This window comes from Herbaspirillum sp. GW103 (assembly GCF_000261365.1).
Classification (GTDB): Bacteria; Pseudomonadota; Gammaproteobacteria; order Burkholderiales; family Burkholderiaceae_D; genus Herbaspirillum.
This window is the reverse complement of the sequence record NZ_AJVC01000001.1, coordinates 60,488-75,957: the sequence shown is the minus strand read 5'-3', so window position 1 is coordinate 75,957 and position 15,470 is coordinate 60,488. Positions and strand designations below refer to the sequence as shown.

Genomic DNA, 15,470 nt, shown 5'->3' with positions numbered 1-15,470 from the left:
GCAAATAATCACGAAACATCGCGATGTTTTATTCGCATATTTCATAATTTTTGCAGTATTTACTCACACAAAGGTCTTACCAGCAAATGAAACTTGCGGACGTGTCTCGTTTCCATCACGTTATGACATACTGATGACGCCAATGCGAGTAGTTGGCAGATCGCTGGCGCTCGGCCAAGTGATCGCTTACATGGGGAGAAGAATGTCAGCGCGTCACGTAGTGAGCACCACCTTGCGACAATTCTCGCGCTTCTCGTTGAAGATCCGATAGCCTTCGGCCGCTTGGTCCAGGGGCAGGCGATGCGTGATGATGGCTTCCGGGCGCAGCCAGCCATCCTCGATACTGGTCAGCAGCTCCGGCATGTAATGCTGCACATGGGTCTGGCCTGTCTTGATGGTCAGCCCCTTCTCGAAGATGTCGCCGAACAGGAAGCCGTGGATGAACCCGGCATACACGCCCGGCACACTCACCGTCCCGCCGCGCCGCGAACATCAGCGTGTCTCGCCTGGCCCTGTGGGCGGCGACTGTCGGAGGCGTCAGCGCCGCTTGATGAGCGTGCGCGCAATCGACTGCCAGCAGGCTGGCCGCGACCGCCGCTCGCGTCATACTGTCAGTGTTGGCCACCTGCATGCGCGGCACTGGCCGACATACACGCCATGGCGGCAGCATTAGCATCCGATATGGACGGCGCCGCGGCCTTGTGTTGCCGCAGCCCGCTCATTTCACGCTCATTTCATTGACCACGATCAGGAGAACACCATGACCGACGCACTGAACCGACATACTCACCCCGCCGACACCTCCGGCCCGCAAGACCTCCAGACGAAAGGCAACCAGCGCAATGGCACCAGCGAGCGTGACATGTTGGCCCATGGCCGGCAATACGCACCCGGCGACAGCGACAAGCCGGCCTCACGCAACAAGCCGGAAGGCGACAATTATTCCGAGCAGGACATGCGCGAGAACAGCCCGCAGCTATGACACGCAAGCCCGCTCGCAGCCAGGGGCGCAAGTATAGATCGCCCTGGCCGGCCCACCGGGCCGCCAGGACCAACGGTAGCGATCATTGTTCACGATCGAATTCGGCCAACACCATCTCCACCTGCAGGCACTGCAGTTTCAACTCCTTGATGGCCCGACGGTAACGACGCAAGTCGCGCCGCTCGGGCAGTCCTTCACCGCCCTTGCTCACCCGCACCGCGTCATGCACGATCCCCTGCAGGATCGCGGCTGCCTGTTCATGCGAGGCCTTGAGCCGGTTCACTCCCTCGATCAGCGCTTGTTTCTTCTTCATTGTCATGTCCCGGTGATGCCTGTCTCGCCGGCTGCCCGTCAGAGTGGCGGCCAAGCGCGACAATGCGCATGCGTAGTGTTGAACAAGCCATGGAGTACTTTGCCTGCTGCAGGTTCCTCGCGTCCGCGATCCTCTGCCATCACGCTCATGATGGAGCGACAGCGCGCCAGATGAATCGATGCACCTTCATCGACAGACTCTTCTTCAGGGACGCTGGCATGACTGACAGCAGGCACCGCCCCCTTGAAGAGAAAGACGCTGATGGTCGCCACCGTGCGGTCTGTCTAAGATGAGGACTCGTAGGGAAGATAAAGCCCTGCGGAATTTTTCCACCCCTCATGAACCAAGGAGATACATCATGGCAAACCAGAACCAAGGCTCCACCAGCAACCGCGGCTTCGCTTCGATGGATGAAAACAAGCAGCGCGAGATCGCCAGCCAGGGCGGCAAGGCCGCTCACGAGAAGGGTACTGCGCACGAGTTCAGCTCCGACGAAGCGCGTGAAGCCGGCCGCAAGGGCGGTCAGAACAGCCACAACGGCGGCAACCAGAGCAACAGCCGTTAACCGGTAGTGCAACGCTGAAGTTAGAGGGCCCTGCGGGGCCCTTTTTTGTTGCCCTGTGCTCCCTCGGCTACATCAACGTGAGCAGTTCAGGATGAGCCTGGATCGATCGCGGAGCTCGTCATTGACGGCCCGTCACCTTCCCTGGCTCGCTTTCCTCGTCTATTTCACGGTGATGTTGATGCCGTGCGCCATCATGTGCCCGTAAGAGCGGTGCTCGCCATCGGCAAACTGCGCCGTGAGCTTGTATTTTCCGGGGGGCAGCGAGAGCATGGTTTCGGTCTGGCCATTGTCCAGGTGGATGTGCGTATCGTCGTGCGGTATGACATCTCCCTTGCCCACGGCACCGTGATTGATGAGCACATGATGATGCCCGGTACCCTCGACCAGCTTGCCAGCCGGGCGGGTGGTCATGGAATGCGCAGCCAGGCGCACACGGAAGGGACTGGTTACGGTCTGCCCGGACTTGGGCTCGAGAATGCTCAGGGTAGGCTCATCGGCCTGGGCTGGTACAGCGTGCATGACCAGCATCAGCAAGCTGCCGGAGGCGGCGGCTTGCAGGGTGCGTCGGAAAATTTGCTTGAACATGGAGGTCTCCTTTAGAGATGAAAAAGTTGCGTGTCGCAACGGCAGAGACGCGACCTTGCCCGCATGCGCTCAGATCGACAGCGCACTGCGTCCCTGCTGTGGCAAGCGGGCATGCAGCCGGGCCAGCAGACTGCGCAACTGCATCCGGTAATCGAGCACCACACTGCGCTCGCAATACGGGCTCCAGGCCGGATCGAGGGCAAGGTCATCGGGATCGTTCGCACTGGTGGAAGCCTGCGCGCGTCGTGCCGTCGGCTCGCCCGGCGGCTGCAACCGCACTTGGGTAGCTCGCCCCAGGCTGCAACGCAGTTCCAGCAGCGTAAGGGCCACGGTACGGTACTTGTGAGGCACATCGGGTTCCACGCCGCAGGCGGCACACACCAGCCGCAGCTTGGCCCTGGCATCCTGTGCGCCATGCGCCTGGCTCCCCTCGTTCCAGTTGGCGCCGAACAGCAGCGGGCCGGCGTAGTTGAGATAGGCCTCCAGACAGAACGACAGCATCATCAGTACCGACAGGTAGACCCAGCGTGAACCGGACTGCTCCTCCCCTGCTTTCCTGATGAGCAGATCAGCACCACGCCATAATTCGACATAGGTCAGCGTTGACGGTGAGAAGGTCGAATCGTCGGCAAAGACGGGCCGTTTCATGCTCTGCACCTCATGAAAGGGCCGTATCCATCACCATCATCAGCACAAAGCCGATGATGAGACAGCAACTCGCCGCCAGCGCGTCGCAGCGGCGATGCGGATCCGGAATCACTTCATGGGCCAGCACGAACAGCATGGCGCCGGCCGCGCCGCCCAGCGCCCATGGCAGCATCGTCGCCGACAGCGATACCAGCGTTGCACCCGCCACTGCCGCCAGCGGTTCCACCAGCCCCGAGAGAATGCCGCAGCCGATCGCATCGGCGCGCGAATAGCCGATGCCCCGCAAGGCGGTGGCCACGATCATCCCTTCGGGAATGTCCTGCAAGGCGATACCCAAGGTCAGCACGGTGGCCTGCTCCGGCGCGATACCCCCGTACGCTACGCCCACCGCCAGCCCTTCCGGCAGGTTGTGCAGCCCGACCGTGAGCACGAACAGCCACACGCGGCGCAACGCTGCCTGGCGCGCAAGATCGTCATGCCCTCGTCCCGCACGCTGCAGGGCCAGCACCAGCAACGCACCGGATAGCACGCTGGCACCGGCGATGAGGCTGGCCATCTGCTTGCCGGCCCCGGCCTGCTCCAGACTGTGCAGGGCCGGCAAGATGAGCGAGAACACCGAGGCCGCCAGCATCACGCCCGCGCCGAAACCGGTGCAGCAATCTGCCATGCGCAGCGAGAAGCGGCGCGAAAAGAACAGCGGCAAGGTGCCCACCGCCGTTGCCGCCGCAGCAGCCATGCCGCCGCAATAGGCGCGCCAGATACGCTCATCCTGGGCGCTCCACCAGCCGATCAGCACGGCCAGCAGCATCACGCCACCGGCAACCATCGGCCAGCTCAGCAGAATCGCAGCGGGCACGTCGGCGGGGGACTGCCCGGGTCTGGCAGGAGAGTTCGATGCGGTATTCAATGCGGGCTCGACTTTCTTGAGCATGGTGTCCTTGCCTGAAGGGGAGGATCAGCATAGGCCAGCGACGGACGCCGACAAACAGCAGGGCGATGCAAGTCGACAAGTCTAGCGACGCGCCTGCCGGTGCTGCATCGGACTAACACTGAATCTCGAACCCGTGGTCGTCCGACGCCGGCCTGCTGCCGCGCTAAGGATCTCCGACACGTTTCGTCGTCACCGATCACCGCATGTTTTCCGCACATGCCGATGGTATGGCTGAGCACCGGCCGCCTAGGATGAAGTTTCTGTTGTACGTGTCCGCTCTTTGCCAGGCGGTGAAGGCGATTACGTTCGGCAGCCCTGCCCATCAATTCCCCGACCTCGACAAGGAGACCGACATGTTCGCTCACAACAAGCGCCTGCAATACACGGTACGCGTCGCCGGCCCCAATCCCGGGCTGGCCAACCTGATGCTGGAACAATTCGGCGGCCCGCAAGGCGAACTGGCCGCTGCCTGCCGCTACTTCACCCAGGCCATTGCCGAGGATGATCCCGGCCGCAAGGACATGCTCTTCGATATCGCCACCGAAGAACTAAGCCATCTCGAAGTGATCGGCAACATCGTGGTCATGCTCAACAAGGGCGCCAAGGGAAAGCTGGCCGAAGGCGTGGAAGAAGAAGGGATGCTCTACAAGGAGATCACCGGCGCCGGCAACGACAGCCACATCACGCAAGTGCTCTACGGGGCCGGCGCGCCACTGGTCAATTCGGCGGGGGTCCCATGGAGCGCCGCCTACATCGATACCATCGGCGAACCGACCGCCGACCTGCGCTCCAACATCGCCGCAGAAGCACGCGCCAAGATCGTCTATGAGCGGCTCATCAATCTGACCGATGATCCGGGCGTGAAAGAAGCGCTGGGCTTCCTGATGACGCGCGAGATCGCACACCAGAAATCGTTCGAAAAAGCGCTCTATGCCATCCATCCCAACTTCCCGCCGGGAAAGCTGCCTGGCGATCCGCGCTTCTCCAAGGTCTACGTCAATCTCTCGCAGGGCGTCGGCGAACAGAGCGGCCCGTGGAATGACGGCAAGCAGTGGGAGCGTCTGGATGGCGCCGATGCCCTGACACCGGTCGACGGGGGCGACGGTCAGGCAAGCGTCGAGCTGAGCGCGGAGGAACAGGCCATGCTGGACCAGATGGCCGCGCGTACCGCTTCGGCCCAGGATGGCGAACCGTTGACGGGGGCGGAAATCGGCTCGGCCGATCCGGAGATGAACCGCAAGGCCAAACAGCCCTGATCCTCAGACGCCTTGTCGGCACCCTGCCGACGCCATGATGGCGGGCGAATCCGGCACGGACCATCATGCCGTGATCGCCCCAACGCAGCGCGTCAGCCGCGCTGAGGTGTGGCAGCCGACCGGTTCTCGATCCAGGGCTGGACCTGGCCGGCCGCCAGCGGTACCGAGAACAGGTAGCCCTGGCCATAGAGCGCTCCGAGCTCGCGCAGGCTCTGCAGATGCGCGGATGTTTCCACGCCCTCCACCACGCAGGTCAGCTGCATGTCATGCGTGAGCGCCAGCAATGACTTCACGATCTTGTGGCTGACCTCGTTGTGTTCGATGTCGGCGACGAAACTCTTGTCGATCTTGATGCGCGTCAGCGGCAAGGCATGCAGGTGGCTCAGGCTGGCATAACCGGTTCCGAAGTCATCGAGCGTGATACCGCAGCCGAGCTTGCGCACGGCACTGAGCAGCTGGCGTGATTTCTCCAGATCCTGCAACACGGCCGTCTCGGTGATTTCCAGATCCAGCCGCGCAGGACAAAACCCCGAGCTGGCGATCACCTGCACGATCTGTTCCATGCCTTCGCTGGTATTGATGTCGTTGGCCGAGAGATTGAACGACAGGCGGATCGCGGACGGCCAGGTGACTGCGGCCTGCAGGGCTTTCTTCAGCAGGATCACGCTCAACGGGTTGATGATGCCCATGCGCTCGGCAGCGGGAATGAATTCGACCGGCGCCACCACGCCCTTGACCGCGCTGTGCCAGCGCGCCAGGGCTTCGAAGGCGATCGGTCGGCCATCCTCCAGACTTACGATGGGCTGGAAGAATACCGACAGTTCGCGATCAAAGTCGGCCAGCCGCAAGGCCTGCTCGATGTTGGCGTTGCGCTGGATCTGCGCCTTGTCCTGCTCCGAAAAGAGCGTGACGGTACCGCGCCGTTCGCGCTTGCCCTGATACAGCGCATAGTCGGCATGTTCATAAAGCGAACTCGCATCAACCGCCATGTCGGGGAAGGTGGCCACGCCCACCGAGGCAGCGATTTGCACCGTCGCCTTGTAGAGCACGAAGGGGCGGCGCAGCGCAGCGCAGATGCGATCCCCGAAACCGGTCAGGGCCTCATCGCTGAGGCCGGCATCGATGATGATGGCAAACTCGTCGCCACCCAGGCGCGCCAGATGGAAGCGCTCGTCCAGGCACACTGCTGTCAGACGCTGGCCCACTTCCACCAGCAGCTGGTCACCGTGGGTATGACCATACAGATCATTGACGGCCTTGAAACCATCGAGGTCAAGAATGGCGACGGCAAAGCGCTGCCCGTTGGCGGTGGCACGTGTACATATCTCGTTGAGCTGGGCGAAGAACTTGCGGCGATTGGGAATCTGCGTGAGCGAATCGAGGTTGGCCAGACGCAGGTTCTCATTGCCCAGGAGCGCCGTCCTGACCTGCGCATCAATGAGCCGGGTGAAATCGTTGTAATGGCTGTTGACGATGGCCAGCATGCCGATGGTCACCAGTACCACGTTCATGGCAGCGGCCACGAAGGTCGGAATATGCGTGCCGAGGAAGAAGACCGTGAAGATGCCATTGACGATCAACGCAACCGACAGTGCCGCCGAGCGCAGGTACATCAGGCAGAAGATGCAGCAGATGACGGTGATGCCCATGTAGAACGCCACATGGGCCTGGGCATAACTGTCGCCATAAGGAAACATCAGCACCGACCACAGCGAGAAACTGAGCGCAATGGGTGCTGCCAGGAAATTGGTACGCTTGAGCGCCCTGGCGGCCATGCCGGGGGTCGGGTCCACGTGGCGCCCGCGCCACCAGAAACTCAAGCGCGTCACGCACAGGACCGTCAGCGCGGCCGGGAAATACAGCGTCAGCCAGTGCGGGGCCAGCGGGTAGTAGGTATGCGCCAGTGCCCAGCTGTTGATCAGCAGGATCAGATACATCATCGGCATCTTGCCGGAGAACGCGCGGTACTGCGCAATCAGCAGCTCGGGCTGATCGTAATGGACACGCCAGTAGGCGCGCACCATGTTCATCAATGAGGAAGCAGACATCCTTTGCTCTATGCCTTTTCAACTTGTCCGCCGCGACCAGGGCGTCATGAGGGCTGGGCATCAGCCAAGCAACCATTTGTCATCCGGGCATTGATTATAGGGGCGCCGGGGCTGCTGCAAAGTCAGGAAAAGCCCGATGTAAACCCGCTTTCCGGGTAATGGCGCGACGCCAGGGAGACAGCCGGAACGCATCGTTCAGCCGGCCCTGGCGAGCAATTGCCGGGGAGGAACTTGCGCAGGTCTTTTTCCGTTGGCTGCCGCAAAACGGGCGCTTGTCCTACAGCATCCTCACAGACGCTCATCTACAATCGGGCGTAACCAGAAATCAAGGTACGCCATGTCCGAGCTTTTCCCTCGTGCCGATCCCTTGTGGCCTGCCGCCGGATCCGCCGTTGCCATCGTCCCTGCCGTCCTCCCCGCCGCCTACTTTGCGGTGGATGCACAGTGGCGCCTGGTTTATATCGATGATGCAGCGCGCACGCTGCTGGAGGCATCACCACCCCCGAGGGACTCCTCGCGCGGCGCTGCCGGGCTACTCGGTGCCATCCTCTGGCAAGCCTGGCCGACGCTGACGGGCGGTGATCTTGAAACCTGCCTGCGTGCCACGCTCGAAGATGGCCACAGCCGCCACTGCTTACATACGCCGGCCGGACAGGCGCGACCCTATGAGGTCATCTGCTGTCGGCAGGCGCACGGCCTTGCGGTCAGCCTGCGGGCCGACCTGCACCCACCCTTGCCAGAGCGGCAGCAGCGGATCGACCACATGTTGCACGAAAGCCAGACGCGCTTTCGCCTGATGACCAGCGCCATTGCCCAGATCGTCTGGATAGCCGATGCCGACGGCAGCCTCGAATTCATCAATGACCAATGGCGCCAACATACCGGCGAGATCACTCCCGAAGGGCTAGGCAACCTGGAGGCCATGATCGCGCGCCACATCCACCCCGAGGACCAGTCGCACACCCTGCAGGCCTGGCAGGAAGCACGTAGCGCCTGCCAGGAGTTGGCCATTGAGCACCGCATCGGCGATGCTCACGGGCAATACCGCTGGTTCCTCACACGCGGCAAACCGCAACTGGATGCAGGGGGGCGACAAGTCCTGCACTGGTATGGCACCTCCATCGACATCCATGTACAGAAGCAAGCCATCGCCGAACTGGCGCGCCTGACGCGCGAATCCGAACAACGTCGGCGCTTCTACGAAACATTCCTTTCCACGACTCCCGACCTGGCCTACGCCTGGGATCTCCATCACCGGTTCACCTACGCCAACCGCGTCTTGCTGCAGATGTGGGGCAAGACCTGGGATGAGGCCATCGGCAAGAACTGCCTGGAACTTGGCTACGAGCCCTGGCACGCCGAGATGCACAGCCGCGAGATCGAACAGGTGCGCGCCACCAAGCGCCCCGTGCGCGGCGATGTACCCTTCAACGGGACCTTCGGTCGGCGCATCTATGACTACATCCTCTTCCCGGTGCTGGGTCCGGATGGCGAAGTCGAGGCGGTGGCCGGGACTACCCGCGACGTCACCGAGCGCAAGAACAGTGAGGCGCGCCAGCACGCCCTGTTCCGCCTGGCCGAGGCGATCCGCGCAGCCGAATCGCTGGGCGCCATCGCCAGCGCAGCGGCCCACGTCATCGGCGAGGCCCTGACGGCACGCTGGGTCAGCTACAAGTCGCTGGGACCTGCGCAGCAGGTCGACGAGCTGGGCCAGTGGACGTTCCATCCGGAAGACGGCACCGTCGCTGCCCTGGCCCTGCATGATGAACGGCGACTGGCGCAGGCCTGGCGTAGCCGTAGCGTGGTATTGGTCGGCGATGTCGCCAGCGATGCGCGCGCGGCCGCTCTGAAAGAGGAGCACCTGGCCTGCGGCATGGCGTCCTACATGGATGTGCCACTCATTGAAGGGGGCGAACTGGTAGGCATTGTGCACGTGAGCAGCAATGTGCCGCGCACCTGGACCGACAACGAACTGAACCTGGTTCGTGAAGTCAGCCAGCAGACCCGCGCCGCCTTCGAGCGTATCCGCAACCAGCAGGCGCTGGCCGCCAGCGAAGCACGACTACGCGAGATCAATGAATCGCTGGAAGCGGAAGTCAGCGCCCGCACCAGAGAACTGATGGCCACCGAGGAAGCCTTGCGCCATTCACAGAAGATCGAGGCCATCGGCCAGTTGACAGGGGGCCTGGCACATGACTTCAACAACCTGCTGGGAGGCATCACCGGCAGCCTGGACCTGATGCGGGTGCGGCTGGTGCAGGGGCGCGGCGACGAGTTGTTCCGCTATATCGACCTGGCCGCGCGCAGCGCGCAACGCGCGGCTTCGCTCACGCAGCGGCTGCTGGCCTTTGCGCGGCGGCAGACCCTGGCACCGCGCGCCACCAGCGTCAACGCCCTCATTGGCGGCATGGAAGAACTGATCCGCCGCACCATCGGTCCGTCCATCTCGCTGGAAGTGGTCACGGCAGTTGCCCTGTGGCCGACCTTCGTGGACGGACCGCAACTGGAAAGCGCCCTGCTGAACCTGTGCATCAATGCTCGCGATGCCATGCCCGAGGGCGGACGTCTGACCATCGAGACCGCCAACAAGTGGCTCGAGGGTACATGGGCGCAGGAGCGCGACCTGGCACCGGGTCAGTATGTCTGCGTCTCGGTCACCGACAACGGCACGGGCATGCCGCCAGACGTGCTGGCGCGGGCCTTCGATCCCTTCTTCACCACCAAGCCCCTCGGTGAAGGCACCGGCTTGGGCCTGTCCATGGTGTACGGCTTCGCGCGCCAATCAGGCGGGCAGGTGCGGTTGTATTCGGAAGTCGGCCAGGGCAGTACGGTCTCCATCTACCTGCCGCGCCATCAGGATGAGATCCCCACCGAGGAAGCCGAACTCACCGACGCCCCCGCAGCGTCCGGCAGTGGTGAAGTGGTCCTGGTGGTTGACGATGAAGCCCCGATCCGCCTGCTGGCGGCGGAGGTGCTCAACGAGGCCGGCTATACCACCCTGCAGGCCGACGATGGCCCTGCGGCGCTGCGCATCCTGCATTCGGCTGCCCGTATCGACCTGCTCATTACCGATGTAGGACTGCCTGGCGGGCTCAACGGTCGCCAGGTGGCCGATGCAGCCCGGGCGACGCGGCCACAGCTGCAAGTGCTCTTCATTACCGGCTATGCCGAAAACGCCGCCTTCGGCAACGGGCATCTCCCCTGCGGCATGCAGCTGCTGACCAAGCCGTTCAAGATGGACACGCTGGCGCGGCGCGTCCAGGAGATCCTGGAGAGCCGCACCATGTCAGAATGAAAAAAAAATCAACAATATAAATTATATAAACGATATATACGATCCTAACGCCTATTCGGGCGCCATCGGCGCAGCCTGTTCGAAGGCGCCCAGGCGCCATGACACGGTATGGGCTGCCGCCCGCAGCAGCTGTGCCACCTCGCCCTCGATGGCCGTATCAAAGCTGCCGCTGCTGCCCATGACGGCCATCACCAGCGCCAGTTGTCCGGCGTGATTGAATACCGGCGCAGCCAGGGTATGGATCCCCGGCACCGGTCGCCCCAGCGCCTGGTCCATGGCCTGCAGGCGGATCTGGCGCAGCCGTTCGGCGTAGTCGTGGCGCAGGTTGCCATCGGCATGGCAGACGCTGTCGGGATGGGCGCCTTCCATGCGGATCGCATCCATGGCCAGCGCACCGGCCAGCATGTCTGATGGCAGGTGTGCGGCACACACACGTCCAATGGCGGTATGTACCATCGACAGCACCGTACCGATGCGCAGGCTTACGTGCTGCGGTCGCGAAGATTCCTCCAGCCGCACTACCGTCGGGCCCAACGGCCCGACCACGGCCAGCGCCACCGAAAGGCCCGTGGCCTGGGCCAGCGGAGCCACCTCGGCCTCAGCCTCACGCAGGGGCGAGAGTCGCTGCAGGGCCGCCAGCCCCAGTTCCAGCGAAAGCGTACCAGGGAAGAAACTGCCCTGGGCATCGCGCGCCAGCAAACCGATCTTCTGCAGACTCACCAGGTGCGGAAAGGCCTTGGCTGCCGGCATCCCGGCCAGTCTGGCCAGGTCGCCCAGCGGGAGCGGCCGTCCGGCTTCCAGCAAGGCATCGAGCAGGGCGCCGGTGCTGTCGAGCGACTGGATACCGCGCTGACTGCGCTCACCTTCCTGATCGCCCTCCACCGTGGTCAAGGCGTGCGGCGTACTCTTCATGGGACAAACTCCCCTTCCTCATCGGTCTGTTCTGCAGCCGCCAGCGTGACCGCGATGGCCTCGATGCAGCTGCGCAACTGGCGCGCTACCACGCCGCGCCAGCCGGTATCGATGACACCACTGGGCCCGATCACGGTCACCAGCAGCAGCAACTGCTGCCGTGCATCCAGCAAGGGCATGCACAGACTGCTCACGCCCGGACTGGGCAGGTCGACCGCGCGCTCCATGCCGCGCTTGCGGATGGCATCGAGTTCTTGCTGGACATGCTTGAGCCGGCCCTTCGGCTGGGCGGGATGCTGCGCCTCCCACAGAGCCTGCCAGTCGGCATGTGGGGTAAAGGCGCAGTAGGTGCGTCCGGTGGCGGTTTCCGAGAGGGCCATGACGGTGCCCACATGCAGGTTCACGTGCAGTGGCTTGCCGGCATGGGCGTAATGCACGATGGTCGGGCCGGCCGGCGTGGGCAGGGTGACCGCCACGCTCAGGCCGGTCTCCTGGCTCAGTTGACGGACCTGCGGCAAGGCCTGGCGATAGGCCGGTTCCCGGGCCAGCCGCGCCATGCCCAAACGCAGGGCCAGCGGGCCGGATTCATAGTAGCCCTCGCCGGGGGTGCGTTTGATCAGGCCCAGCCTGAGCAGACTCACCAGGTAGGTATGGGCTTGCGCCGAGGACAATTCGGCCGCAGCCGCCAGCGCCACCAGCGGCAATGGCTGGCGCGCCTGGGCCAGCGCCTGCAACAGGCGCCCGGCCACCTCCACGCTCTGGATGCCGCGTTGTGTCTTGACGGGGGATGCGCTCATCCGATGATTCCAAGGTTTCTGATGACGGGCAATGGCAGCGACAAGCATTGCTGCGCGTCCGGCTGCCCTGCGATACGAGACCCTGGATTCTAATCCAACTCCCGTCCGGCAAGACATCCTCCACGTCATGGTGCAGAAAACGTCAATTAACTCCTGACAAGCGTATTTGCTATTGACTAATCAAAACGCGCTGACTAAGATGCGATCAACCTGCTTGTCGCAGGCAACAACAACAAGATTTGACCCGCATTGATCCAAGACGGGTTGGACGGAGACTCCCCCGATGGCACACGCCATGTCCAGCCGCGTCCCCACCCAACGAACCAGAACGAGGCAGACATGGCCAAGGCTTTTGCATCCCAGGCGGATCTCGACGCCAAGAAGATCACCTTTGAACGCATCTCGGAAAACGCCTACGCGTACACCGCCGAGGGCGATCCCAACTCCGGCGTCATCATCGGCGACGACAGCGTGATGGTCATCGACACCACCGCCACCCCGGCCATGGCGCAGGACCTGATCGCGCGCATCCGCAGCGTGACCGACCTGCCCATCAAGTACGTGGTGCTGACGCACTACCACGCCGTGCGCGTGCTGGGCGCCTCGGCCTATTTCAAGGAAGGCGGCGAGCAGGTCATCGCCAGTCGCGGTACCTACGAGATGATCGTCGAGCGTGGCGAGGCCGACATGAAGTCCGAGATCGAGCGCTTCCCGCGCCTGTTCGCCGGGGTGGAAACGGTGCCCGGCCTGACCTGGCCGACCATGGTCTTCGAGAAGGAAATGACGATCTTCATGGGTCAGCTGGAAGTGAAGATCGCCCATCTCGGCCCTGGTCACACGAAGGGCGATACGGTGGTGTGGATCCCCGGTCAGAAGGTGCTGTTCTCGGGCGATCTGGTGGAATACGACGCCGCCTGCTACTGCGGCGATGCCCAGCTGGAACCCTGGCCGGCCACGCTCGATGCCCTGGCGGCCCTGCAACCGGAAGCCCTGGTCCCCGGCCGCGGGCCGGCGCTGCAAGGGCGCGAGCAGGTCACGCAGGCCATCGCCTATACCAGGGATTTCGTCTCCACCCTGCTGCGCGCAGGGCGCGAAGCCGTGGCCGGCAAGATGGGGCTCAAGGAGGCCATGGCGCACACCCGCAAGTTGATGGATCCCAGGTTCGGCCAGGTCTTCATCTATGAACACTGCCTGCCCTTCGATGTCACGCGGGCCTATGACGAGGCCTCCGGCATCACCCATCCGCGCATCTGGACGGCAGAACGCGACAAGGAAATGTGGGCCGCACTGCAAGCCTGAGCGCACCGCAAGCGCCCGCAGTCAGAAGAGAAAAGAACAGCGAGGAGACCGGCCATGAACCCCAGCCCAGCCATTGATTATCAGCAGCAACGTTTCAGCTATCAGCCCTGCCCGGAGCAAACCAGACCCGCCGGCGCCGCCGTGCATCCGGTGGTCGTCGTCGGCGCCGGCCCGGTCGGGCTGGTGACCGCCATCGACCTCGCACGGCAGGGCATTCGCGTCGTGCTGGTCGATGACGACGATACGCTCTCCACCGGCTCGCGGGCGATCTGCTTTGCCAAGCGCACGCTGGACATCTTCGACCGCATCGGTTGCGGCCAGCGCATGATGGACAAGGGCGTGGGCTGGCATCGCGGCAAGGTGTTCCTGCGCGAGGAGGCCATCTACGAATTCGACCTGCAGCCCGAAAGTGGCCACGCGCGGCCGGCCTTCATCAACCTGCAGCAGTACTACGTGGAAGGCTACCTGCTGGAACAGGCGCGCAGCCATGACCTCATCGAGCTGCGCTGGAAGAGCCGGGTCAGCGCCATCGCGCATCACGCCGACCACGAAGTGCTGACGGTAGAAACCCCGGAGGACAGCTACCAGCTCAAGGCGCGCTACGTGGTGGCAGCCGATGGCTCGCGCAGCCCCTTGCGTCGGATGATGGGACTGGAAAGTGTGGGCCACACCTTCCGCGACCGCTTCCTCATCGCCGACGTCAAGATGGAAGCGCCCTTCCCGGCCGAACGCTGGTTCTGGTTCGATCCGCCCTTCCATCCCAACCAGTCGGTGCTGCTGCATCGCCAGCCCGATGATGTCTGGCGCATCGATTTCCAGCTCGGCTGGGACGCCGATCCGGTCCTGGAGAGAACGCCCGAACGCGTGATCCCGCGCGTGCAGGCGCTGCTGGGCAAGCAGGCGCAATTCACCCTGGAATGGGTGAGCGTCTATACCTTTTCCTGTGTGCGCATGGACAGCTTCCGTCATGGGCGCGTCCTGTTCGTGGGCGACGCCGCGCACTGCGTCTCGCCCTTCGGTGCGCGCGGTGCCAACAGCGGCGTGCAGGATGCCGAGAACCTGGCCTGGAAGCTGGCCTTCGTCCTGCAGGGCAAGGCGCCTGAAAGCCTGCTGGACAGCTACGCCAGCGAGCGCCAATACGCCGCTGACGAGAACCTGCTCAACTCTACCCGCTCCACCGACTTCATCACGCCCAAGAGCGCCGTCAGCCGCCGCTTCCGCGATGCCGTGCTGGGGCTGGCGCGTGAGCATGTGTTCGCACGCAGACTGGTCAACAGTGGCCGCCTGTCACTGCCCGCCACCCTGCACGACTCCCCCTTGAGCACCCGCGACAGTGCCCCTTTCCAGGGGGCCATGCAGGCCGGGGCCCCCTGTACCGATGCCCCTGTCTCGATGGACACCATGCCGGGCTGGCTGCTACCCCATCTGGGCGACCAGTTCGTGGCCATGATCTTCGCCCCGGCTGCCGCCCTGCCCGCCGTCCTGCTGCCGGCACTGGCCCGACTGACCGACAACGGGGTGCCGCTGCGCCTGCTGTTTGTCAGCGGCGTCGCGACCACCGCCGCCGACCGTGCCGTGCTGGCAACCCTGGGCCCCGACGCCGTCCAGGTGGAGGACATCGAGGGCCTGGTGGCACAACGCTATGACGGCCAGCCGCACACCTGCTATCTGATCCGTCCGGACCAGCACGTCTGCGCCCGCTGGCGCGGGATAGACGCGTCGGCGCTGGAACACGCCCTGCAGCGCGCCACCGGCCACAGCCACGACACCCTGTCCACGGCCGAACTGGATGCCGCCTGAACCCATCGCAAAACCACCCGCCCCTTCAACAAGGAGACA

General features: G+C 63.7%; 13 protein-coding genes and 1 pseudogene. 6 read left to right on the top strand and 8 right to left on the bottom strand.

Annotated features, from left to right (window positions below):
- Window positions 1-213 precede the first annotated feature (213 nt).
- Window positions 214-486: pseudogene (locus GWL_RS00330) on the bottom strand (glutathione-dependent formaldehyde dehydrogenase); the annotation flags it as partial.
- Between the two features lie 274 nt (window positions 487-760).
- Between GWL_RS00330 and GWL_RS00325 the strand changes: the two are divergent.
- The gene (locus tag GWL_RS00325; RefSeq protein ID WP_034349640.1) at window positions 761-982 is read left to right on the top strand and encodes a hypothetical protein; all 222 of its coding nucleotides are present in this window, start codon (window positions 761-763) and stop codon (window positions 980-982) included.
- Between the two features lie 82 nt (window positions 983-1,064).
- Here GWL_RS00325 and GWL_RS00320 read toward each other — a convergent pair whose 3' ends face one another.
- A complete protein-coding gene (locus GWL_RS00320; protein ID WP_034349639.1) occupies window positions 1,065-1,295 on the bottom strand; it encodes a hypothetical protein in 231 nt (76 codons plus the stop codon).
- A gap of 358 nt (window positions 1,296-1,653) precedes the next feature.
- On the opposite strand from GWL_RS00320, the gene GWL_RS00310 reads away from it, so the two are divergent.
- On the top strand, window positions 1,654-1,860 hold the full coding sequence (locus tag GWL_RS00310; RefSeq protein ID WP_008325357.1) for a KGG domain-containing protein: 207 nt from the start codon (window positions 1,654-1,656) through the stop codon (window positions 1,858-1,860).
- 159 nt (window positions 1,861-2,019) lie between these two features.
- Here the strand turns inward: GWL_RS00310 and GWL_RS00305 are convergent, their stop codons facing one another.
- From GWL_RS00305 to GWL_RS00295, 3 genes are all read right to left on the bottom strand, one after another.
- On the bottom strand, window positions 2,020-2,445 hold the full coding sequence (locus GWL_RS00305) for a DUF4399 domain-containing protein (RefSeq protein ID WP_008325355.1): 426 nt from the start codon (window positions 2,443-2,445) through the stop codon (window positions 2,020-2,022).
- Window positions 2,446-2,514: 69 nt separating this feature from the next.
- A complete protein-coding gene (locus tag GWL_RS00300) occupies window positions 2,515-3,093 on the bottom strand; it encodes a hypothetical protein (RefSeq protein WP_008325353.1) in 579 nt (192 codons plus the stop codon).
- Window positions 3,094-3,103: 10 nt separating this feature from the next.
- On the bottom strand, window positions 3,104-4,024 hold the full coding sequence (locus GWL_RS00295) for a ZIP family metal transporter (protein WP_008325352.1): 921 nt from the start codon (window positions 4,022-4,024) through the stop codon (window positions 3,104-3,106).
- Window positions 4,025-4,377: 353 nt separating this feature from the next.
- On the opposite strand from GWL_RS00295, the gene GWL_RS00290 reads away from it, so the two are divergent.
- Complete coding sequence (locus GWL_RS00290) at window positions 4,378-5,280, top strand: manganese catalase family protein (RefSeq protein ID WP_008325351.1); 903 nt, start codon at window positions 4,378-4,380, stop codon at window positions 5,278-5,280.
- Between the two features lie 92 nt (window positions 5,281-5,372).
- Here GWL_RS00290 and GWL_RS00285 read toward each other — a convergent pair whose 3' ends face one another.
- Window positions 5,373-7,328 (bottom strand): bifunctional diguanylate cyclase/phosphodiesterase, encoded by a 1,956-nt coding sequence (locus tag GWL_RS00285; protein ID WP_008325350.1) that lies wholly within the window; start codon window positions 7,326-7,328, stop codon window positions 5,373-5,375.
- A 337-nt stretch (window positions 7,329-7,665) separates the two neighbouring features.
- Here GWL_RS00285 and GWL_RS00280 point away from each other — a divergent pair, with 337 nt between their 5' ends.
- Window positions 7,666-10,623: an ATP-binding protein gene (locus GWL_RS00280; protein WP_008325349.1), complete on the top strand. Its 2,958-nt coding sequence runs from the start codon at window positions 7,666-7,668 to the stop codon at window positions 10,621-10,623.
- Window positions 10,624-10,674: 51 nt separating this feature from the next.
- Here the strand turns inward: GWL_RS00280 and GWL_RS00275 are convergent, their stop codons facing one another.
- Both GWL_RS00275 and GWL_RS00270 read right to left on the bottom strand, forming a co-directional pair.
- On the bottom strand, window positions 10,675-11,535 hold the full coding sequence (locus GWL_RS00275) for an IclR family transcriptional regulator (RefSeq protein ID WP_008325348.1): 861 nt from the start codon (window positions 11,533-11,535) through the stop codon (window positions 10,675-10,677).
- Complete coding sequence (locus tag GWL_RS00270) at window positions 11,532-12,332, bottom strand: IclR family transcriptional regulator (protein WP_008325345.1); 801 nt, start codon at window positions 12,330-12,332, stop codon at window positions 11,532-11,534. The genes GWL_RS00275 and GWL_RS00270 overlap by 4 nt, the downstream gene beginning before the upstream one ends.
- 339 nt (window positions 12,333-12,671) lie before the next feature.
- Here GWL_RS00270 and GWL_RS00265 point away from each other — a divergent pair, with 339 nt between their 5' ends.
- Window positions 12,672-13,631 (top strand): MBL fold metallo-hydrolase, encoded by a 960-nt coding sequence (locus tag GWL_RS00265; protein ID WP_008325343.1) that lies wholly within the window; start codon window positions 12,672-12,674, stop codon window positions 13,629-13,631.
- A gap of 54 nt (window positions 13,632-13,685) precedes the next feature.
- On the top strand, window positions 13,686-15,431 hold the full coding sequence (locus tag GWL_RS00260; RefSeq protein ID WP_008325342.1) for an FAD-dependent oxidoreductase: 1,746 nt from the start codon (window positions 13,686-13,688) through the stop codon (window positions 15,429-15,431).
- The last annotated feature ends 39 nt before the right edge of the window (window positions 15,432-15,470 follow it).